The 21,917-nt window shown below is 66.6% G+C and carries 20 protein-coding genes; 18 read left to right on the top strand and 2 right to left on the bottom strand.

Annotated features, from left to right (window positions below; genetic code table 11):
- Nucleotides 1-19: 19 nt before the first annotated feature.
- The 5 genes from U5798_RS22740 to U5798_RS22720 all read left to right on the top strand — a co-directional run bounded on the left by U5798_RS22740 (nt 20) and on the right by U5798_RS22720 (nt 4,051).
- On the top strand, nt 20-958 hold the full coding sequence (locus tag U5798_RS22740; RefSeq protein WP_322083246.1) for a MurR/RpiR family transcriptional regulator: 939 nt from the start codon (nt 20-22) through the stop codon (nt 956-958).
- A gap of 2 nt (nt 959-960) precedes the next feature.
- Entirely contained in the window at nt 961-2,442 is a 1,482-nt protein-coding gene (locus tag U5798_RS22735; RefSeq protein WP_322083245.1) for a D-aminoacylase, read from the top strand.
- 78 nt (nt 2,443-2,520) lie between these two features.
- Complete coding sequence (locus U5798_RS22730) at nt 2,521-2,907, top strand: RidA family protein (protein ID WP_057926573.1); 387 nt, start codon at nt 2,521-2,523, stop codon at nt 2,905-2,907.
- 275 nt (nt 2,908-3,182) lie between these two features.
- Complete coding sequence (locus U5798_RS22725) at nt 3,183-3,536, top strand: DUF1493 family protein (RefSeq protein WP_322083244.1); 354 nt, start codon at nt 3,183-3,185, stop codon at nt 3,534-3,536.
- A 77-nt stretch (nt 3,537-3,613) separates the two neighbouring features.
- Nucleotides 3,614-4,051 carry a hypothetical protein gene (locus U5798_RS22720; RefSeq protein ID WP_322083243.1) on the top strand — a complete coding sequence of 146 codons (438 nt, stop codon included), beginning with the start codon at nt 3,614-3,616 and terminating at the stop codon, nt 4,049-4,051.
- 63 nt (nt 4,052-4,114) lie between these two features.
- On the opposite strand, the gene queF is transcribed toward U5798_RS22720, so the two are convergent.
- Nucleotides 4,115-4,945: an NADPH-dependent 7-cyano-7-deazaguanine reductase QueF gene (queF, locus tag U5798_RS22715; protein WP_322083242.1), complete on the bottom strand. Its 831-nt coding sequence runs from the start codon at nt 4,943-4,945 to the stop codon at nt 4,115-4,117.
- A 12-nt stretch (nt 4,946-4,957) separates the two neighbouring features.
- Nucleotides 4,958-6,481, bottom strand: a complete 1,524-nt coding sequence (ilvA, locus tag U5798_RS22710) for a threonine ammonia-lyase, biosynthetic (protein ID WP_124453573.1) — start codon at nt 6,479-6,481, stop codon at nt 4,958-4,960.
- Nucleotides 6,482-7,058: 577 nt separating this feature from the next.
- Here ilvA and U5798_RS22705 point away from each other — a divergent pair.
- The 13 genes from U5798_RS22705 (at nt 7,059) to clsB (ending at nt 21,854) form a co-directional block, all read left to right on the top strand.
- The gene (locus U5798_RS22705; protein WP_322083241.1) at nt 7,059-11,084 is read left to right on the top strand and encodes a DUF3683 domain-containing protein; all 4,026 of its coding nucleotides are present in this window, start codon (nt 7,059-7,061) and stop codon (nt 11,082-11,084) included.
- An 85-nt stretch (nt 11,085-11,169) separates the two neighbouring features.
- A complete protein-coding gene (locus tag U5798_RS22700) occupies nt 11,170-11,613 on the top strand; it encodes an HIT family protein (protein ID WP_124453577.1) in 444 nt (147 codons plus the stop codon).
- Nucleotides 11,610-12,023, top strand: a complete 414-nt coding sequence (locus tag U5798_RS22695) for a gamma-butyrobetaine hydroxylase-like domain-containing protein (protein ID WP_124453579.1) — start codon at nt 11,610-11,612, stop codon at nt 12,021-12,023. The genes U5798_RS22700 and U5798_RS22695 overlap by 4 nt, the downstream gene beginning before the upstream one ends.
- Nucleotides 12,024-12,075: 52 nt before the next feature.
- On the top strand, nt 12,076-12,807 hold the full coding sequence (gene ubiE / locus U5798_RS22690; RefSeq protein WP_124453581.1) for a bifunctional demethylmenaquinone methyltransferase/2-methoxy-6-polyprenyl-1,4-benzoquinol methylase UbiE: 732 nt from the start codon (nt 12,076-12,078) through the stop codon (nt 12,805-12,807).
- A gap of 41 nt (nt 12,808-12,848) precedes the next feature.
- On the top strand, nt 12,849-13,880 hold the full coding sequence (locus U5798_RS22685) for a Tim44 domain-containing protein (protein ID WP_322083240.1): 1,032 nt from the start codon (nt 12,849-12,851) through the stop codon (nt 13,878-13,880).
- A 163-nt stretch (nt 13,881-14,043) separates the two neighbouring features.
- Nucleotides 14,044-14,670 (top strand): SCP2 domain-containing protein, encoded by a 627-nt coding sequence (locus U5798_RS22680; RefSeq protein WP_124453585.1) that lies wholly within the window; start codon nt 14,044-14,046, stop codon nt 14,668-14,670.
- 12 nt (nt 14,671-14,682) lie between these two features.
- Nucleotides 14,683-16,260: a ubiquinone biosynthesis regulatory protein kinase UbiB gene (ubiB, locus tag U5798_RS22675; RefSeq protein WP_124453587.1), complete on the top strand. Its 1,578-nt coding sequence runs from the start codon at nt 14,683-14,685 to the stop codon at nt 16,258-16,260.
- A gap of 16 nt (nt 16,261-16,276) precedes the next feature.
- A complete protein-coding gene (locus U5798_RS22670; protein ID WP_124453589.1) occupies nt 16,277-16,903 on the top strand; it encodes an SAM-dependent methyltransferase in 627 nt (208 codons plus the stop codon).
- Nucleotides 16,904-16,999: 96 nt separating this feature from the next.
- Nucleotides 17,000-17,347, top strand: a complete 348-nt coding sequence (locus U5798_RS22665) for an FmdB family zinc ribbon protein (RefSeq protein ID WP_124453591.1) — start codon at nt 17,000-17,002, stop codon at nt 17,345-17,347.
- Between the two features lie 61 nt (nt 17,348-17,408).
- Nucleotides 17,409-18,059, top strand: coding sequence for a DUF502 domain-containing protein (locus tag U5798_RS22660; protein WP_059465763.1), 651 nt, complete (start codon nt 17,409-17,411; stop codon nt 18,057-18,059).
- Between the two features lie 67 nt (nt 18,060-18,126).
- Complete coding sequence (aspS, locus tag U5798_RS22655; RefSeq protein ID WP_014896081.1) at nt 18,127-19,929, top strand: aspartate--tRNA ligase; 1,803 nt, start codon at nt 18,127-18,129, stop codon at nt 19,927-19,929.
- A 159-nt stretch (nt 19,930-20,088) separates the two neighbouring features.
- A complete protein-coding gene (gene nudB / locus U5798_RS22650; RefSeq protein WP_124453595.1) occupies nt 20,089-20,583 on the top strand; it encodes a dihydroneopterin triphosphate diphosphatase in 495 nt (164 codons plus the stop codon).
- The gene (gene clsB / locus U5798_RS22645) at nt 20,580-21,854 is read left to right on the top strand and encodes a cardiolipin synthase ClsB (protein ID WP_322083239.1); all 1,275 of its coding nucleotides are present in this window, start codon (nt 20,580-20,582) and stop codon (nt 21,852-21,854) included. The genes nudB and clsB overlap by 4 nt, the downstream gene beginning before the upstream one ends.
- Nucleotides 21,855-21,917 lie beyond the last annotated feature (63 nt).

The raw sequence follows: 21,917 nt of genomic DNA, 5'->3' as shown, positions 1-21,917 counted from the left end.
TCCGCACCCTTATCCACAGATGAATACGCCCGCCTCCCCGTCCGCTCCGTTCGCGGCCGAGCCTCATCCGGCCCAGGCCGCCCCGCCGGTCCTCGACATCGTCGCGCGGATCGCAGAATGCGCGCCCGAGCTGCGCGAAGCCGAGCGCAAGGTCGCCGCGTTCATCCTGGCCGATCTCGCGCGCGCCGCGCATGCGAGCATCGGCGCGCTGGCGCGCGACGCGGAGGTCAGCGTCGCGACGGTCACGCGCTTCGCGAAGGCCGTCGGCTGCCGCGACGTACGCGAACTGAAGGTGCTCGTCGCGCAGGCGGCGGCCGTCGGCCAGCGCTTCCTGGTACCGTCCGACGACGCGCCGGCCGACGACGCGAGTCCCGCATCGATGGTCTACGACGAGATCCGCGTGGCGCTCGCGCACAACCACCAGCTGCTGCGCAACACGTCGTTCGACGCAGCGGCCGACCTGCTCGCCGGCGCGAAGATGACCTACGTGTACGGGCAGGGCGGCGGCTCGACCGCGCTCGCCGACGAGCTGCGGTTCCGGCTCGTGCGCTTCGGCCGGCCGGTCGCGAGCTACCAGGACAGCGTGCTGCAGCGGATGGTGGCCGCGACGCTGTCGCGCGACACCGTCGTCGTCGCGCTGTCGGTGAGCGGGCGCGTGCCCGAGCTGCTCGAGAGCTGCCGGCTCGCGAAGCGCTACGGCGCGAAGCTGATCGCGATCACCGCACCGGCGTCGCCGCTCGCGAAGCTCGCCGACCACCTGATCCCGGTCGTCGCATTCGAAACCGATTTCATTTACAAGCCTTCGACATCGCGTTACGCGATGATGATGGCGATCGACGTGCTCGTCACCGGAGTCGCATTGCGGCTCGGCGATGCGGGCCGAGAATCGCTGCGCCGCATCAAGCACGCGCTCGATGCGCACCGCGGCGGCGGAGACCGTCAACCGGTAGGAGACTGACCATGCATTCGCATCCCGAAGCCGCCGATACGCTGATCGTCGGCGCGCAGCTGTACGACGGCACCGGCGCACCGCCCGTCACGCGCGACGTCGCGATCCGCAACGGCCTGATCGCGGCGATCGGCAACCTGTCGAACTGGCTGGCCGAGAACGTCGTCGATGCGAACGGCCGCGCGCTTGCGCCGGGCTTCGTCGACGTGCACACGCACGACGACACGCACGTGATCCGCGCGCCGGAGATGATCCCGAAGATCTCGCAGGGCGTGACGACCGTGATCGTCGGCAACTGCGGGATCAGCGCGTCGCCGGTGACGCTCGCGGGCGACCCGCCCGACCCGATGAACTTGTTGGGCGAGCGCGGCGCGTTCCAGTATCCGACCTTCGCCGACTACGTCGCGGCCGTGAACCATGCGCGCCCGGCCGTGAACGTCGCGGCGCTCGTCGGCCATACGGCGCTGCGCAACAACCAGATGGACCGCCTCGACCGCGCGGCGACCGACGGCGAAATCGCCGGGATGCGCGCGCAGCTCGAGGAGGCGCTCGCGAACGGTGCGCTCGGCCTGTCGTCGGGCCTCGCATACGGCTCCGCGTTCGCGGCGCCGGCCGAGGAAGTGATGGCGCTCGCCGAACCGCTCGCAAAGGCCGGCGCGCTGTATACGACGCACATGCGCACCGAATTCGACGCGATCCTCGATGCGATGGATGAGGCGTATCGCGTGGGCCGCCATGCGCAGGTGCCGGTCGTGATTTCGCACCTGAAATGCGCGGGCCCGTCGAACTGGGGGCGCAGCACCGAAGTGCTCGCGTCGCTCGAAGGCGCGCGCCGCTACCAGCCGGTCGGCTGCGACTGCTATCCGTACAGCCGCAGCTCGTCGACGCTCGACCTGAAGCAGGTGACGGGCGACATCGACATCACGATCACGTGGTCGGAGCCGCATCCGGAAGTCGCGGGCAAGCTGCTGAAGGCGATCGCGGCCGACTGGGGCGTGACCGAGCAGGAAGCCGCGCAGCGCATTCGTCCGGCCGGCGCCGTGTACCACAACATGTCCGAGGACGACGTGCGCCGGATCCTGTCGCACCCCGCGACGATGGTCGGCTCCGACGGCCTGCCGAACGATCCGCTGCCGCACCCGCGGCTGTGGGGCGCGTTCCCGCGCGTGCTCGGCCATTACGTGCGCGACACGAACCTGCTGCCGCTCGAGGAGGCGATCCGCAAGATGACGTCGCTGTCCGCGCGGCGCTACGGGATCGCGAAGCGCGGCGAGGTGCATGTCGGCTACCACGCCGATCTCGTGCTGTTCGATCCGGCGAGCGTGATCGACGCCGCGACGTTCGGGAAGCCGCAACAGCCTGCACACGGGATCGACGCGGTGTGGGTGAACGGCGTGCTGACATATGAAAACGGCCAGCCGACCGGCGAACGGGCCGGCGGGTTCGTCGCGCGCGGCGAGCGTGTGGCGGCGAGTGCCGACGCCGCGTTCTGAGTGCGGCCGTTGTTCCGATCTTCCGCGTGCGCCGCAGCCGGCGCGCGCATCCGTAACCGAAATGTGAGGAGTGAAACGATGAAGCGATATGGCGTAGGCGAAGCGAAGGGTACCGGCGGCCAGGTGATGCCGTTCGCGCGTGCGGTCGAGGCCGACGGCTGGCTGTACGTGTCGGGCCAGACGCCGATGGTGAACGGCGAGGTCGTCGAAGGCGGGATCGTCACGCAGTCGAAGCAGACGATCGAGAACGTGATCGCGATCCTGAAGGAAGCCGGTTACGGCCTGGAACACGTCGTGCGCTGCGGCGTGTGGCTCGACGACGCGCGTGATTTCGCGTCGTTCAACAAGGTGTTCGTGTCGTACTTCGGCGAAAACCCGCCGGCACGCGCGTGCGTGCAGTCGAGCATGGTCATCGACTGCAAGGTCGAGGTCGACTGCATCGCCTACAAGGCGCCGGCGAAGTAACGCGGCAAGGGCGGATGCTGTACAACAAGGCCGGTGCATTGACGTGCACCGGCCTTGTTGCATTTGAGGCAATCGATGCGAGGGCGAGGGCGTCCAAATACAACTCGGTTGAAGCAGGTATGGGCGGCACCGGAACTTTGCATTGTGTGACGAAGTTTTCCGACGGGCCTCAACGTGACACGCCTGTCTGAGCGGGCTGCGACAGCAAGCCGCGAATGCATGGTGCGATTAGCTCGGTACAACGGTCTTTTCTAGCCACGCGGCAAGGTACTTTGATGGAAAACGTGCGTTGGGATGAGATCGAGGTCTTCGTCAGGGCAGAGGTAGGGCTTGGCAAATCGACACCGTTGTTTGCCGCCACGAGGCTTTGGGAGGATCTTGGCCAGACCGGCGACGAGGCAGACGATTTCATGGGCCGCTTTTTCGAGCGTTTTTCCGTCGACACCGGCGACTTCGATTTTCACCGGTATTTCCTGATGGAGGGCGAGGGAGGCCTTTATTCGTTGCTACGCCGATGGGTGCTCCGAAAACCGCACGTTCTCGAACGGGAACCGATCACGCTGGCGATGCTGTACCGCGCGGCGGTTGAACGGAAATGGGATGCCGAGCACCTGGCTAAGTTGCCGTGAGAGCCGAGACGAGGGCGTGGGGACTTCCGCTATCCGACAGTATCGCGGAAGAACCGGACGGAGGCGGCGAGGGTGCAATGGTGAGTCGGATCGCAATTTTGATGTTGGCGCTCGCGCTCAGCCACAGTGCGGTCGCGGGCACGCTGTCCAATAAGTTATCGCCTGGCGGTGCGGTACCCATTGTCGTCCCGGAGTCAGTCGAAATCGTCAGGAACGGCGCATGGTCGGCTGACATCAACGGGGACGAAACGGCGGATATGTGTCGCACGTTCGTTTTTCGGCGTGCGGATGTCAGCGCATTTTTCAAGCGTGCGAGCCGCGTAACGGAACGGGCATACAGCCATGACTTGGGCGCGGCGCGTTGCTATGCCGAAGGCGACGCGCGTCTGGCGGGCGGTGGCGCGGCGAAATGGAGGATAGACCAGGCAAGGCGAGGCTTCATTACCATGTCGGATGGTCGGGCGATCTACTTGTACTGCCCGAAGTGCCGGGCCGACGTGTTCGCGCCGAATTAGAGAAACGCGCCGTCGCAAGCAGGCAATGTTGGCGGACCGCAAAATGCCCGCCAACACACGCATTTACTGCCGCGCCGTCCGCGCGTTATCCGGCATCGGCTGGTTGTAGTTGGTGCGGAACGGGTTGATGTCGAGCCCGCCGCGGCGTGTATAGCGCGCATACACCGCGAGCTTCACCGGTTTGCACGCATGCAGGATGTCGAGGAAGATCCGCTCGACGCACTGCTCGTGAAAGCCCGTGTGATTGCGGAACGAGATGATGTAGCGCAGCAGGCCCGCGTGGTCGATCTGCGGCCCGACGTAGTGGATCTGCACGCTGCCCCAGTCGGGCTGGCCCGTGACCGGGCAGTTCGAGCGCAGCAGGTCCGACACGAGCGTTTCCTCGACCGGTGCTTCGTTCTCGCCGTCGGCGGCCGACAGCAGCGACGGATCGGGTTCGTAGATGTCGGTGTCGAGGTCGAGGCGGTCGAGCGACAGCCCGTCGAGCTCGTCCATCTCGAGCTTGCCGAAATCGTGCGCCGACACGAGCTGCACCGACACGCTCGCGCCGCACGCGGCCGACACGTCGCGCTTCAGCACGTCGCGCACCGCGTCGATCGAGTCGAACTTCGACTGCGCGAACGAGCCGAGATACAGCTTGAACGACTTCGATTCGACGATGTTCGGCGATTCGGCCGGCACGTAGAACGTCGCGACCGCGACCTGCGGCTTGCCGCGCGCATTGAGCCACGACAGTTCGTATGCGTTCCAGATGTCGGTGCCGAAGAACGGCAGCGCCGACGTGATGCCGAGCTGCTCGCGCGCGCCGGCGCGCGGAATCGGGAACAGCAGCGACGCGTCGTACTGCGCCGCGTAGACGGTGGCCTTGCCGAGCGGGGATTGTTCGGGATTCATCGTGTGACGCCTTTACGACAGGAAGAGGCGGTAAGCCGGGTTGGCGCTCTCTTCGACATACGGATAGCCGAGCGCCGCGAGGAAGCGTTCGAATTCGGCGCGATCGGCCTGCGGCACCTGCAGCCCGACGAGGATCGAGCTGTAATCCGCCCCCTGGTTACGGTAGTGGAACAGGCTGATGTTCCAGTCCGGCGCCATCGACGACAGGAACTTCATCAGCGCGCCCGGCCGTTCCGGGAATTCGAAGCGGAACAGGCGTTCGTCGAGCGCGAGCGGCGAGCGGCCGCCGACCATGTAGCGGATGTGTTCCTTCGACAGCTCGTCGTGCGTCAGGTCGACGCTCTTGAAGCCGTGCGACTCGAAGTTCGCGGCGATCTCCGCCGATTCGCCGCGGCGCTTGATCTGCACGCCGACGAAGATGTGCGCGGACTGCGCATCGGCGATCCGGTAGTTGAACTCGGTGACGTTGCGATCGCCGACGAGCGAGCAGAAGCGCTTGAAGCTGCCGCGTTCCTCGGGGATCGTGACCGCGAACACGGCTTCGCGCGCCTCGCCGACCTCCGCGCGCTCGGCCACGAAGCGCATCCGGTCGAAGTTCATGTTCGCGCCGGACGTGACCGCGACGAGCGTCTGGTTTTCGATGCCTTCGCGTTCCGCATACAGCTTCGCACCGGCGACCGCGAGCGCGCCGGACGGCTCGAGCACGCTGCGCGTGTCCTGGAATACGTCCTTGATCGCCGCGCACAGCGCGTCGGTGTTGACCGTCACGACGCCGTCGAGGAATTCGCGGCACAGCCGGAAGGTCTCCTCGCCGACGAGCTTCACGGCCGTGCCGTCCGCGAACAGGCCGACTTCGCTCAGTTCGATGCGTTCGCCGGCGTCCAGCGACTGCGCCATCGCGCACGAATCCTCGGCCTGCACGCCAATGACCTTGATCTCCGGGCGCACGGCCTTCACGTACGCGGCGACGCCGGACGCGAGCCCGCCGCCGCCGATCGGCACGAAGATCGCGTGGATCGGGCCCTGGTGCTGGCGCAGGATTTCCATTGCGATCGTGCCCTGGCCGGCGATCACGTACGGATCGTCGAACGGGTGGACGAACGTCAGGTCGCGCTCCTGCTGCACCTTGACCGCGTGCGCATACGCGTCGCTGTACGATTCGCCCGCCTGGATCACCTCGACGCTCGGGCCGCCGTGCGCACGCACCGCATCGACCTTCACCTGCGGCGTCGTGACCGGCACGACGATCACGGCCTTCACGCCCATCCGGGCCGCCGAGAACGCGACACCCTGCGCGTGATTGCCGGCCGATGCCGTGATCACGCCGCGCGCGAGCGCATCCGTCGGAATGTGCGCCATCTTGTTGTACGCGCCGCGCAGCTTGAAAGAGAACACCGGCTGGTTGTCCTCGCGCTTCAGGTAAACGGCATTGCGCAGCCGGGCCGACAGGTTGCGGGCGGGTTCGAGTTCCGTCTCGATCGCGACGTCGTAGACGCGCGCGGTGAGGATTTTTTTCAGGTAATCGTGGGATGCCATGGGCGCTCGCGTGCAGTGCGGAAGCAGACGGTAAAGGATCAATGATAGCGCCAAGGGTCCGCCCGCATGCAAGCGGCATGCCGGGCGAACGCGCGCCAAGGCGCATGGATCGGGCGTTCGCGGCGCGGGACGCTCCATTTTTTACCGGCTTAACCGTATGGTTACCGACCGGACGGGCGGCGAATGATCGCACGAAACCGTGCCGAACCCCGCCCGGCGCGGCTGGCGGCGATAGCCCCACGACCTGTCCGGCGTGTCACGGGCGGCGCGATCATGGGTTAGAATTCCGTTTTGAATCAAGGATTCGGAAGATGCAGAGGCACCCTCGGATCGCACCGTTGAAGCCGACGCCGCGCGCAGCCAGCCCCGCGGCCGAACGGCATGCGCGCCGCGCGCGATCGTGCTGATCGTTCCGAGTGCCGCCAGGCCCTGTCGCCGGCCAGGAGGGGCGAGTCGCCCGCTCCGGCCCCATGAAGGACAGTCGCGCGCCTGGTAACAGAACAGATTTCCCCAAGATTGCGCCCACGCGCTTGCCGACGCCCGTGCACGGTGTATCGGCCCTCCGAGTCGTCCGAACATGAACGCACCACAAGTTTTCGATCCGCATGGCGCGGCCGCCGCCGTCGCCGCCGACCCCGCGCCCCGCTTGCGCGAGATTCCCTATAACTACACGTCCTTCTCGGATCGCGAGATCGTGATCCGCCTGCTCGGCGAAGAGGCGTGGTCGGTGCTCGACGAACTGCGTGCCGAACGCCGCACCGGCCGCTCGGCACGGATGCTGTACGAAGTGCTCGGCGACATCTGGGTCGTGCGCCGCAACCCGTACCTGCAGGACGACCTGCTCGACAACCCGAAGCGCCGCGCGCTGCTGATCGAGGCGCTGAACCACCGCCTGACCGAGATCGGCAAGCGCCGCAGCGCGGATCTCACCGAGCACCGCGACGATGCGGGCCGCGAGCGCGCGTCGCGCGTCGAGATGCTCGAAACCGCCGCGCAGCGCGCGGTCGACGAGTTCGCCGACGAATTCGAGAAGATGGCCGACTTGCGCCGCCGCGCGACCAAGGCGCTCGGCCGCTGCACGGAGAAGGACAACATCCGCTTCGACGGGCTGTCGCGCGTGTCGCACGTGACCGACGCGACCGACTGGCGCGTCGAATACCCGTTCGTCGTGCTGACGCCCGACACCGAAGCCGAGATCGCGGCGCTGATCAAGGCGTGCTTCGAACTCGGCCTGACCGTGATCCCGCGCGGCGGCGGCACCGGCTATACGGGCGGCGCGGTGCCGCTCACGCCGTTCTCCGCCGTCATCAACACCGAAAAGCTCGAGCAGCTCGGCGCGGTCGAGCTGACCGAGCTGCCCGGGGTCGCGCACAAGGTGCCGACGATCTTCTCCGGCGCGGGCGTCGTCACGCGTCGCGTGACGGAAGCGGCCGAAGCGGCCGGCTACGTGTTCGCGGTCGATCCGACGTCGCTCGACGCGTCGTGCATCGGCGGCAACGTCGCGATGAACGCGGGCGGCAAGAAGGCCGTGCTGTGGGGCACCGCGCTCGACAACCTGGCCTGGTGGCGGATGGTCGACCCGGACGGCAACTGGCTCGAAGTCACGCGCCACGAGCACAACCAGGGCAAGATCCACGACATCGCGGTCGCGCGCTTCGAGCTGAAGTGGTTCGACGGCGCGTATGCGCCGGGCGAGAAGCTGCTCAAGACCGAGATGCTCGAGATCGAAGGCCGCCGGTTCCGCAAGGAAGGGCTCGGCAAGGACGTGACCGACAAGTTCCTCGCCGGCCTGCCGGGCGTGCAGAAGGAAGGCTGCGACGGGCTCATCACGTCCGCGCGCTGGGTGCTGCACAAGATGCCCGCGCACACGCGCACCGTCTGCCTCGAATTCTTCGGCCAGGCGCGCGAGGCGATCCCGAGCATCGTCGAGATCAAGGACTACCTGTTCGAAACGTCGAAGCAGGGCGGCGCGATCCTCGCGGGTCTCGAGCATCTCGACGAGCGCTACCTGCGCGCGGTCGGCTACGCGACCAAGAGCAAGCGCAACGCGTTCCCGAAGATGGTGCTGATCGGCGACATCGTCGGCGACGACGCCGACGCGGTGGCACACGCGACCTCCGAAGTGATCCGGATGGCGAACGGCAAGAGCGGCGAAGGCTTCGTCGCGATCAGCGCGGAGGCGCGCAAGCGCTTCTGGCTCGACCGCAGCCGCACGGCCGCGATCGCGAAGCACACGAACGCGTTCAAGATCAACGAAGACGTCGTGATCCCGCTGAACCGGATGGGCGAGTACACCGACGGCATCGAGCGGATCAACATCGAGCTGTCGCTGAAGAACAAGCTGCAGCTCGTCGACGCGCTCGAGGCGTTCTTCCGCGCCGGCAACCTGCCGCTCGGCAAGACCGACGACGCGAACGAGATCCCGAGCGCGGAGCTGCTGGAAGACCGCGTGCAGCAGGCGCTGGAGTTGCTCAAGCGCGTGCGCGCACGCTGGGAATTCGTGCGCGACCGGCTCGACCAGCCGCTGCGCGAGGCGCAGCATTACCTGGTGCAGCTCGGCTACGAGGCGCTCGCCGAGAAGTTCGCGGATCGCGCGGACGAGCAGCCGGGCGCGACCGTGTTCCACGTCACGCAGGACCGCACGGTCCGCATCTCGTGGAAGCAGGAGATCCGTGCGGAGCTGCGCGCGATCTTCAACGGCGGCGCGTTCAAGCAGATCCTCGACGAGGCGCAGGCGATCCACAAGCGCGTGCTGCGCGGTCGCGTGTTCGTCGCGCTGCACATGCACGCGGGCGACGGCAACGTCCACACGAACATCCCGGTCAACTCCGACAACTACGAGATGCTGCAGGACGCGCACGCGTCGGTCGCACGCATCATGACGCTCGCGCGTTCGCTCGACGGCGTGATTTCCGGCGAACACGGGATCGGCATCACGAAGCTCGAGTTCCTGACCGAGGACGAGATCGCCGAGTTCCGCGCGTACAAGCAGCGCGTCGACCCGAACGGCCGCTTCAACAAGGGCAAGCTGCTCGACGGCGCCGATCTGCGCAATGCCTATACGCCCAGCTTCGGGCTGATGGGCTACGAATCGCTGATCATGCAGCAGTCCGACATCGGCGCGATCGCCGATTCGGTGAAGGACTGCCTGCGCTGCGGCAAGTGCAAGCCGGTGTGCGCGACGCACGTGCCGCGCGCGAACCTGCTGTACAGCCCGCGCAACAAGATCCTCGCGACGTCGCTGCTGGTCGAGGCGTTCCTGTACGAGGAGCAGACGCGCCGCGGCGTGTCGATCAAGCACTGGGACGAGTTCAACGACGTGGCCGACCACTGCACGGTGTGCCACAAGTGCGCGACGCCGTGCCCGGTGAAGATCGACTTCGGCGACGTCACGATGAACATGCGCAACCTGTTGCGCAAGATGGGCAAGAAGAAGTTCAACGCCGGCAATGCGGCGGGCATGTTCTTCCTGAACGCGACCAACCCGCAGACGATCAACGCCGCGCGCACGGTGATGATGGGCGTCGGCTACAAGGTGCAGCGCTTCGCGAACGACATGCTGAAGAAGGTCGTGACGAAGCAGACGCAGCACCCGCCCGCGACGACCGGCAAGCCGCCCGTCGTCGAGCAGGTGATCCACTTCGTCAACAAGAAGATGCCGGGCAACCTGCCGAAGAAGACGGCGCGCGCGCTGCTCGACATCGAGGACAACAAGATCGTGCCGATCATCCGCAACCCGAAGTCGACGACCGTCGATTCGGAAGCGGTGTTCTACTTCCCGGGCTGCGGCTCCGAGCGCCTGTTCTCGCAGGTCGGCCTCGCGACGCAGGCGATGCTGTGGGAAGCCGGCGTGCAGACGGTGCTGCCGCCGGGCTACCTGTGCTGCGGCTATCCGCAGCGCGGCTCGGGCCAGTACGACAAGGCCGAGAAGATCGTCACCGACAACCGCGTGCTGTTCCACCGCGTCGCGAACACGCTGAACTACCTCGACATCAAGACGGTCGTGGTGTCGTGCGGCACCTGCTACGACCAGCTCGCGGGCTACGAATTCGACAAGATCTTCCCGGGCTGCCGGATCATCGACATCCACGAGTTCCTGCTCGAGAAGGGCATGAAGCTCGACGGCGTGTCGGGCACGCGCTACATGTATCACGACCCGTGCCACACGCCGATCAAGACGATCGACCCGGTGAAGCTCGTCAACGAGCTGATGGGCTCGGAAAAGGACGGCTACAAGATCGAGAAGAACGAGCGCTGCTGCGGCGAATCGGGCACGCTCGCGGTCACGCGCCCGGACATCTCGACGCAGGTCCGCTTCCGCAAGGAAGAGGAGATCCGCAAGGGCGCCGCGAAGCTGCGCGCGATTCCCGTGGTGGCGGGCGACGCGCCGGCGCCGGCCCCCGCCGCGGCGAACGGCCCGGACGTGAAGATCCTGACGAGCTGCCCGTCGTGCCTGCAGGGCCTGTCGCGCTACAGCGAGGACGCGAACCTCGAAGCCGACTACATCGTGGTCGAAATTGCGCGCCAGGTGCTCGGCGAGAACTGGATGGCCGATTATGTCGCACGCGCGAACAATGGCGGGATCGAGCGCGTGCTGGTCTAATGCGGGCATGACGACCGCCCGACCGGGCCAGGAATGAGCGGGCGCCGGCGCAGCCAGGCCGGCGCCCGTCCACATGGGAGCGACGATGGAATGCGTGTTTTGCCGTGAAGACGGCGGCGAGCTGCTCTGGCAGGACGATGCGCTGCGCGTCGTCCTCGCGACGGGCGAGCACGACTACCCGGGCTTCTGCCGGGTGATCTGGGGCGCGCACGTCGCCGAGTTCTCCGATCTCGGCGAACCCGAGCGGGCACACCTGATGCGCGTGGTCTACGCGGTCGAGCGGGCCGTGCGCCGCGTGATGCAGCCGAACAAGGTGAATCTCGCGAGCCTTGGCAACATGGTGCCGCACGTGCACTGGCACGTGATCCCGCGCTTTTCCAACGACGCCCACTTCCCGCAGCCCGTCTGGGCGCCGCGCCAGCGCAGCGTGTCCGAGGCGCTGTTGCGCACGCGCGCCGCGCAGGCCTCGCTGCTGCACAATGCGGTGCGCGAGGAAATTCAACGCATGACCGATTCGAGGCAAGCATGAGCGGTTTGACTTCCACGACGCCGATTCCGTCCGGCGTCGTCGTGCACGCGGTGTCGCGCGTGCTCGAATTGCAGTACCCGAACGGCGACAGCTACCGGATTCCGTTCGAGCTGATGCGCGTCTATTCGCCGTCGGCCGAGGTGCGCGGCCACGGGCCCGGCCAGGAAACGCTGCAGACCGGCAAGCGCGAAGTGACGATCACGGCGCTCGAGGGCGTCGGCAACTATGCGTTGCAGCCGACGTTCTCCGACGGCCATTCGACCGGCATCTACTCGTGGGATTTCCTGTACGAGCTGGCGACGCAGCAGGACGCGCTGTGGCGCGACTATTTCGACAAACTGAAGGCGGCGGGCGTCGAGCGCGACGCCCCGATGCAGGCGGCCTCCGCGTCGCACGGCCACTGCCACTGAAATCGACGGCGCCCGCTCGGCGCCGTCTTGCCATTTACTGAGGATCAACGCGATGAGCAAAACCCACTTCGGCTTCGAAAGCGTCGAGGAAAACGAAAAAGCGAAGAAAGTGGCGGGAGTGTTCCATTCGGTCGCGAGCAACTACGATCTGATGAACGACCTGATGTCGGCGGGCATGCACCGCGCGTGGAAGGCGTTCACGATCGCGCAGGCGAACGTGCGCCCCGGTTTCAAGGTGCTCGATATCGCGGCCGGCACCGGCGACCTGACGAAGTCGTTCAAGAAGGCGGCCGGCCCGACGGGCGAGGTCTGGCATACGGACATCAACGAATCGATGCTGCGCGTCGGCCGCGACCGGCTGCTCGACAAGGGGATCGTGACGCCGTCGCTCTTGTGCGACGCCGAGAAAATCCCGTTCCCGGACAACTACTTCGATGTGGTCACGGTCGCGTTCGGCCTGCGCAACATGACGCATAAGGACGTCGCGCTGGCCGAGATGCGCCGCGTGACCAAACCCGGCGGCCGCGTGATGGTGCTGGAATTCTCGAAAGTCTGGGATCCGCTGAAAAAAGCGTACGATCTGTATTCTTTCAAAGTATTACCGTGGCTTGGCGACAAGTTCGCGAAAGATGCTGAAAGTTACAGGTATCTTGCTGAATCTATCCGGATGCACCCCGACCAGGACACGCTGAAGACGATGATGGAACAAGCGGGCCTCGATGCCGTCAAATATTACAATTTGTCAGGTGGCGTGGTAGCTTTACACATGGGCACCAAGTACTAAGGGGCTCTTTCCATACATTTGCCTTACATCCGGAGAAGCTGATGTCCGAAACGCGTTCGTTGTTCAACCGTAGCAAGCCGTCGAAGCCGTGGGCTCGACGGGTCGGCACGCTGCTGATGGTCGGCCTGCTCACGGCCGGCACGTTCGCATCGCTCGACGCTGAAGCCAAGCGCATGGGCGGCGGGCGCAGCATCGGCCGGCAGAATTCCACCGTCACGCAGCGCCAGGCCACGCCGCCCGCGCAGCAGCCGATGCAGCAGGCCGCGCCGTCGCAGGCGCAGCGTGCGAACCCGGCCGCGCCCGCGCCGGCCGCGCAGCCCAACCGCTCGCGCTGGCTCGGGCCGATCGCCGGCCTCGCGGCCGGTCTCGGCATCGCGGCGCTGCTGTCGCACTTCGGCCTCGGCGGCGCGTTCGCGAGCATGATGGCGAACGTCATCGTGATCGCACTCCTCGCGATGGTCGGCATCTGGCTGGTCCGCAAGTTCATGAACCGCCGTCGCCCGCAGGAGCCGGCGTACTCGGTCGGTGGTTCGGCATCGTCGTCGGGCGGCTACTCGCAAAGCCCGTCGTTCCAGCAAGGCAATGCCGGCAGCAACTACGCCGGCAGCGGCAGCAGCTATGCGAACGAAGCGCAGGGCGTGTTCGGCGGCGGCGCGGCGGCAGCCGGCGCGGCAGCGGCTGCGGCGGCACCGCTCCAGGTGCCGGCCGGCTTCGACTCCGAGGCGTTCCTGCGCAGCGCGAAGGTCTACTTCGTGCGCCTGCAGGCGGCGTGGGACCAGGGCAACCTGGCCGACATCCGCGAGTTCACGACGCCCGAAATGTTCGCCGAGATCAAGATCGACCTCGATTCGCGCGGCAACGAGGCGAACCAGACCGACGTCGTGCAGCTCGACGCGGAACTGGTCGCCATCGAGGATCGCGGCATCGAGCAGTCGGCGAGCGTGCGCTTCCATGGCCTGATCCGCGAATCGGCGAGCGCGTCGGCCGCACCGTTCGACGAGGTGTGGAACCTGTCGAAGTCGGGCAGCCAGGGCTGGTTGCTCGCGGGTATCCAGCAGATCAACACGCACTGAGCGTGACCGGCGGCCCGCGCCGCCGGCACCCGGGCGACGGCCGCCGCACTGCGACCGCTTGCCGCCCGGGTGTACGGTCAGGCACGGTCTGCCGACGATCCGACGTTACAATAGAAACCCGCGTGGGCGCCCGGCCTGCGCGGGTTTTTTCTTTCCCAGCCCGATGACCTTTGCCGCCAAGCCTTTTGCCGCTGCCGTCAATCACCTGCTCGCGCGCGAATCATGGGCGCGCGACCGCCTGATTCCCTATGCGGGCAAGACTGCCCGGATCGACGTGCCCCCCGTCACGCTCACGCTGCTGGTGCAGCCCGACGGCTATCTGTCGGCCGTCGACGCGCACGATGCGCAGCAGGTCGACGTGTCGATCGCGCTCGCGGGCGATACCGTCGCCGCGTTCCTGCAGGGCGGCCAGGCGGCCGTGATGAAGCATGTGAAGATCGAGGGCGACGCGGAGTTCGCGACGCAGATCGCGAAGCTGGCCGAGCATCTGCGCTGGGAACCTGAAGAAGATCTCGCGAAGCTGGTCGGCGACGCTGCGGCATACCGGATCGCGACGGTCGTGCGCGACGCCGGTGCCCGCGCGCGACGCACCGGCCGCAACGTGCTCGATTCCGTCGCCGAATACTGGCTCGACGAGAACCCGCAAGTCGTCCGGCGCGCGTCGCTCGGCGGCTTCGACGCCGAACTGGCGCGCGCACGCGATGCGCTCGCGCGGGTCGAAAAGCGGGTCGAGCGACTCGAACAAAAAATCGGCGCGCGCACGGGCCCAGGCCCGCGCGGCGCGCACTGAGGGCCGCAGGGCATGCGCATTTTCCGTTTCATCAAGATTGTCTACACCGTCATCCGCTTTGGTCTCGACGAAGTGATGCTGTCCCGGATCGACGACCGGCGCGTGAAGCTGCTGTTGCGGATCACGACGATCGGCCGCCGCTATTCCGATCCGCCCGCCGTGCGGCTGCGTCACGCGCTCGAAAGCCTCGGCCCGATCTTCGTGAAGTTCGGCCAGGTGCTGTCGACGCGCCGCGACCTGCTGTCGGTCGATTTCGCAAACGAACTCGCGAAGCTGCAGGACCAGGTGCCGCCGTTCGATTCGGCCGTCGCGATCTCGATCATCGAGAAGTCGCTCGGGGCGCCGGTCGACGAGCTGTTCGACGAATTCGAGCGAGAGCCGATCGCGAGCGCGTCGATCGCACAGGTGCATTTCGCGAAGCTGAAGCAGGGCGTACACGCGGGCAAGGCCGTCGCGGTGAAGGTGCTGCGCCCGAACATGCTGTCCGTGATCGATTCGGATCTCGCGCTGATGCGCGACATCGCCATCTGGACGGAGCGCATGTGGGCCGACGGCCGCCGCCTGAAGCCGCGCGAGGTCGTCGCCGAGTTCGACAAGTACCTGCACGACGAGCTCGACCTGATGCGCGAGGCCGCGAACGGCAGCCAGCTGCGCCGCAATTTCGCGGGCCTCGACCTGCTGCTCGTGCCCGAGATGTTCTGGGATTTCTCGACGTCGCAGGTGCTCGTGATGGAGCGCATGACGGGCGTGCCGATCAGCCAGGTCGAGACGCTGCGCTCGGCCGGCGTCGACATCAAGAAGCTCGCGCGCGAGGGTGTCGAGATCTTCTTCACGCAGGTGTTCCGCGATGGTTTCTTCCATGCGGACATGCACCCCGGCAACATCCAGGTGAGCCTCGACCCCAGCACGTTCGGGCGCTATATCGCGCTCGATTTCGGGATCGTCGGCGCGCTGTCCGATTTCGACAAGAACTACCTCGCGCAGAACTTCCTCGCGTTCTTCAAGCGCGACTATCACCGCGTCGCGACGCTGCACCTCGAATCGGGCTGGGTGCCGCCCGAGACGCGCGTCGAGGAACTCGAAAGCGCGATTCGCGCGGTGTGCGAGCCGTATTTCGACCGCGCGCTGAAGGACATCTCGCTCGGCCAGGTGCTGATGCGCCTGTTCTCGACGTCGCGCCGCTTCAACGTCGAGATCCAGCCGCAGCTCGTGCTGCTGCAGAAGACGATGCTGAACGTCGAGGGGCTTGGCCGTTCGCTCGACCCCGAACTCGACCTGTGGAAGACCGCGAAGCCGTACCTCGAGCGCTGGATGACCGAGCAGATCGGCCTGCGCGGCTGGTACGAGCGCTTCAAGGTCGAAGCGCCGCAATGGAGCAAGACGCTGCCGCAACTGCCGCGCCTGATCCATCACGCGATGGCGGCGCGCCATGACGCGCCGCGCGCCGCGAGCGAGGACCTGATGCGCCAGATCCTCGTCGAGCAGAAACGTACGAACCGGCTGATGCAGGCGCTGCTGATCTTCGGCCTGTCGGTCGGTGTCGGGGCGCTCGTGGCGCGCGTGCTGCTCGCGCTCGCGTACGGCGCCTGACCGAAGGAGCATGGCGATGTCCGATCCGAAGCACCCGGCCGCACCGACGGCCGCCGATTTCGCGACGCGCGACCCCGGCAACGCGTCATTCTGGGACGAGCGCTTCGAGCGCGGCATGACGCCGTGGGAATTCGGCGGCGTGCCCGACGGCTTTCGCGGGTTCGCGCACCGGCTCGAGCCGTGCACGGTGCTGATTCCCGGCTGCGGCAGTGCGCAGGAGGCCGGGTGGCTCGCGCAGGCCGGCTGGCCCGTGCGCGCGATCGATTTCGCCGCGCAGGCGGTGGCTGCCGCGAAGGCGCAGCTCGGTGCGCATGCTGACGTCGTCGAGCAGGCCGATTTCTTTACGTACCGGCCGCCGTTCGACGTGCAGTGGGTGTACGAGCGCGCGTTCCTGTGCGCGCTGCCGCCGGCCATGCGCGCAGGCTACGCGGCACGGATGGCCGAACTGCTGCCCGCGGACGGATTGCTGGCCGGCTATTTCTTCGTGACGGCGAAACCGAAGGGGCCGCCGTTCGGAATCGAGCGTGCGGAACTCGATGCGCTGCTCGCGCCGCACTTCGAATTGATCGAGGATTTGCCCGTGACCGATTCGCTGGCCGTGTTCGAAGGACACGAGCGCTGGCTCACGTGGCGCCGCCGCTGAGGCCCGGGCATCGCAGCGATTGCCGGAGCGCGCCGGGGTTTCGGATATAATTCAAGGTTTTGCAAGCCGTTTCCAGTTTCTGCGGGAAAAAATATCATGCCGATCTACGCCTATCGATGCGAAGCGTGCGGTTTCGCGAAGGACGTGCTCCAGAAGATGAGCGACGCGCCGCTGTCGCAATGCCCTGAATGCGGGAAGGATGCTTTTCGCAAGCAGGTCACCGCCGCCGGTTTCCAGCTGAAGGGCTCGGGGTGGTATGTCACCGATTTCCGCGGCGGCTCGGGCGGCACCAGCGCACCGGCGACGGCGTCGGGCGACGCGGCGCCGGCCGCAGCGGCGGAAGCCGCGCCCGCTGCAGCCGCACCGGCGGCGGCAAGCCCTTCCGCCAGCACGACGACGAGCGCAGCGCCGGCACCGGCCGCCACGCCCGCCGCCAGCAGTTGACCGTCGCGGCCCGGCCGGGCCGCGACCAACCCGCGCTTCCAGCGCGGTTCATTGACGGCAGATGATGAAAAAGACGACCCTGAAAACGGTGTTCCTGACCGGCTTGCTGGTTCTCGTCCCGCTCGCGATCACGCTGTGGGTGCTCGGCCTCATCATCGGCACGATGGACCAGACGCTGCTCCTGCTGCCCGAATCGTGGCAGCCCGAGCGGATGCTCGGCTTCCATCTGCCGGGGATCGGCGCGGTGCTGACGCTCGCGTTCATCTTCGTCGTCGGGCTGGCCACGCAGAACTTCATCGGCCAGAAGCTCGTCACGTGGTGGAACGCGGTCGTGCGTCACATCCCGGTCGTCGGGCCGATCTACACGAGCGTCAAGCAGGTGTCGGACACGCTGCTGTCCAGCAGCGGCAACGCGTTCCGCAAGGCGCTGCTGATCGAATACCCGCGCCGCGGCTCGTATACGATCGCGTTTCTGACCGGCACGCCCGGCGGCGACGTGGTCAACCATCTGACGGAAGAGTACGTGAGCGTGTACGTGCCCACGACGCCGAACCCGACGTCGGGCTTCTTCCTGATGCTGCCCAAGAGCGAAGTCATCGAACTCGACATGTCGGTCGATGCCGCGCTCAAGTACATCGTCTCGATGGGCGTCGTGGCGCCTCCGGCGCCGGCTCCGGCGCCCGCCCGCCGCCCCGTCGAGCCGCCGCTGTAAGTAAAGAATCATCGCCCGGGCCGCGCGTTGCGGCGCCCGTTGATCAAACCGAACGAAAGCAAACATCATGTCGATGCGTACTGAATACTGCGGTCTCGTGACCGAACACCTGCTGGGCCAAACCGTGTCGCTGTGCGGCTGGGTGCAGCGCCGCCGCGATCACGGCGGTGTGATCTTCATCGACCTGCGCGATCGTGAAGGCCTCGTGCAGGTGGTATGCGACCCGGATCGCGCGGAGATGTTCGCGACCGCCGAAGGCGTGCGCAACGAGTTCTGCGTGCAGATCAAGGGCCTCGTGCGCAACCGTCCGGAAGGCACGGTCAACGCCGGCCTGAAGAGCGGCAAGATCGAAGTGCTGTGCCACGAACTGAACGTGCTGAACGCGTCGGTCACGCCGCCGTTCCAGCTCGACGACGACAACCTGTCGGAAACGACGCGCCTCACGCACCGCGTGCTCGACCTGCGCCGCCCGCAGATGCAGCACAACCTGCGCCTGCGCTACCGCGTCGCGATCGAGGCACGCAAGTACCTCGACGAGCAGGGCTTCATCGACATCGAAACGCCGATGCTGACGAAGAGCACGCCGGAAGGCGCGCGCGACTACCTCGTGCCGTCGCGCGTGAACGCGGGCCAGTTCTTCGCGCTGCCGCAGTCGCCGCAGCTGTTCAAGCAGCTGCTGATGGTCGCGAACTTCGACCGTTACTACCAGATCACCAAGTGCTTCCGCGACGAGGACCTCCGCGCCGACCGCCAGCCGGAATTCACGCAGATCGACTGCGAAACGTCGTTCCTCGGCGAGCAGGAAATCCGTGACCTGTTCGAAGACATGATCCGTCACATCTTCAAGACGACGATCGACGTCGAGCTCGACGCCAAATTCCCGGTGATGCCGTACTCGGAAGCGATGGCGCGTTTCGGTTCGGACAAGCCGGACCTGCGCGTGCAGCTCGAATTCACCGAGCTGACCGACGCGATGAAGGACGTCGACTTCAAGGTGTTCAGCACGCCGGCCAACGCGAAGGACGGCCGTGTCGCGGCGCTGCGCGTGCCGAAGGGCAGCGAACTGTCGCGCGGCGACATCGACGGCTACACGGAATTCGTGCGCATCTACGGCGCGAAGGGCCTCGCCTGGATCAAGGTCAACGAGAAGGCGAAGGGCCGCGACGGCCTGCAAAGCCCGATCGTCAAGAACCTGCACGACGCGTCGATCGCGGCGATCCTCGAGCGCACCGGCGCTGAAGACGGCGACATCATCTTCTTCGCGGCCGACCGCGCGAAGGTCGTCAACGACAGCCTCGGCGCACTGCGCCTGAAGATCGGCCATTCGGAATTCGGCAAGGCGAACGGCCTCGTCCAGGCCGGCTGGAAGCCGCTGTGGGTCGTCGACTTCCCGATGTTCGAATACGACGACGAAGATGCGCGCTACGTGGCTGCGCACCACCCGTTCACGAGCCCGAAGGACGAGCACCTCGAGTACCTCGAGACCGACCCGGGCCGCTGCCTCGCGAAGGCCTACGACATGGTGCTGAACGGCTGGGAAATCGGCGGCGGCTCGGTGCGTATCCACCGCGAGGAAGTGCAGAGCAAGGTGTTCCGTGCGCTGAAGATCGGCGCGGAAGAAGCGCAGCTGAAGTTCGGCTTCCTGCTGGACGCGCTGCAGTACGGCGCGCCGCCGCACGGCGGTATCGCATTCGGTCTCGACCGCATCGTCACGATGATGGCCGGCGCCGATTCGATCCGCGACGTGATCGCGTTCCCGAAGACGCAGCGTGCGCAGGATCTGCTCACGCAAGCGCCGAGCCCGGTCGACGAGCGCCAGCTGCGCGAACTGCACATCCGTCTGCGTCAGCCGGAGCAGCCGAAGGCGTAACGCGTTCGGTACCCGGTCGTGTGTGCGGTCGCGCGCACACGACACCTACGAAAAAGGCGCAGCGATGCGCCTTTTTCATTTTTTGCGGTACAGTCGCAGCACTTGCCGCACGTTCGGGGCACATGCCCGACGCACGGCCCTGTGCCGCATGAAACAACGATGACGAAGCCGCCGAAAATCCCCGAATCCGTTCTTGTCGTGATCTACACGCCCGACCTCGATGTACTCGTGATCAAGCGTGCCGACCAGCCCGATTTCTGGCAATCGGTCACCGGCTCGAAAGACGCGCTCGACGAGCCGCTCGCCGTGACGGCCGCGCGCGAAGTGGCCGAGGAAACCGGCATCGCCGTCGGCACGCCCGACGTGCCGGCCAGCGCGCTCGTCGACTGGCGCCACCGGATCGAATACACGATCTATCCGCAATACCTGCATCGCTATGCACCGGGCGTCACGCGCAACGTCGAGCACTGGTTCGGCCTGTGCGTGCCGCGTCGCGTCGACGTGACGTTGTCGCCGCGCGAACACGTCGACCATGCGTGGCTGCCGTTCCGCGAGGCGGCCGCGCGCTGCTTCTCGCCGTCGAATGCGGAGGCGATCCTGCAACTGCCCGCGCGCGTGGCCCTGTCGCGCGCGCCGCACGGCTCGTCCGCATGACGGCGGAGGCCCGCAAGCGCTTCGCGCAATTGCGGCAGATGTTCCTGCAGGAACGCGGTTCCGCATCGCGGCTCGCGTTCACGGCCGGCAATACGGTGCGGCTGTGCGAAACCGGCGGCGAATTCTTCCAGGCGCTGATCGAGCGGATCGACGCCGCCCGCGAGCAGGTGATGCTCGAAACCTACATCTTCTGCGACGACGCGGCGGGGCGGCCGGTGTCGGACGCGCTGATCCGTGCGGCGCGGCGCGGCGTGCGCGTGCGCGTGATCACCGACGGCATCGGCACCGCGCGCCTGCCGCTGTTCGACACCTGGGCCGAGGCCGGCGTCGAGCATTGCATCTACAACCGCTTCCTGTTCGGCCGCTTCGGCTTCTCGCGCACGCACCGCAAGCTCGCGGTGATCGATCATGCGGCCGCGTTCTGCGGCGGCATCAACATCGTCGACGACTATGCGCAGAACGGCACGACGCTGCCGTTTCCGCGCTGGGATTTCGCGGTCGAGATGGCGGGGCCCGCGGTGTCCGACGTGCGCGCCGCGTTCGAACTGCAGTGGCACCGGATCCAGTTCGGCCACAAGCCGTACGCGCAGTACGCGGCCGGGCTGCACGGCGGCGAAGCGTTCCCCGACATGTTCCGGCGCTGGATGCGCAGCCACCGGTGGATCAAGGCCGGTGCGCTCAGGGTCGTGACGGAGCCGAGCGTCGCGTTCGTCGCGCGCGACAACGTCGTGAACCGCCGCGCGATCGAGAAGGCCTATCTCGCCGCGATCGGCCAGGCGCGCCAGCGGATCCTGCTCGCGAATCCGTACTTCATGCCGGGCCGCAAGCTGCGCCGTGCGCTGACGGGCGCGGCACGGCGCGGCGTCGACGTGCGGATCCTGATCGGCCGCAAGGAGTTCGCGGCGCTCGATACGGCCGTGCCGTTCCTCTATCACGCGCTGCTGCGCGCGGGCGTGCGCGTCGCCGAATACGACAAGACGATGCTGCACGGCAAGGTCGCGGTGATCGACGACAACTGGGCGACGGTCGGCTCGTCGAACCTGGACGCGCTGAGCCTGATGCTGAACAATGAAGCGAACGTCGTGCTGGTGCGCTACGATGCAGTCACGAACGAACTGCGCGACGCGATCGCGGCCGCGTTCGCCGACGGCCGGGAGATCGACCCCGCGCGCTTCGCCGCGCGCCCGCGCGTCGAGCGGCTGCTGAACTGGCTTGCGTACACCACGTATCGTCTCGTGATGAAGGCGCTGACGGTCGGCGGTTACGACTGACGCAGACTAAGCATTCGCTTCAAAATATCTGTCCGCACGTTCGTGCGGAAAAGCCGCTCCGGT

The sequence above is a fragment of the Burkholderia sp. BCC1972 genome (assembly GCF_905339605.1).
Classification (GTDB): domain Bacteria; phylum Pseudomonadota; class Gammaproteobacteria; order Burkholderiales; family Burkholderiaceae; genus Burkholderia.
The sequence above is the reverse complement of the archived record's forward strand: the minus strand, read 5'-3'. Positions and strand labels throughout refer to the sequence as shown.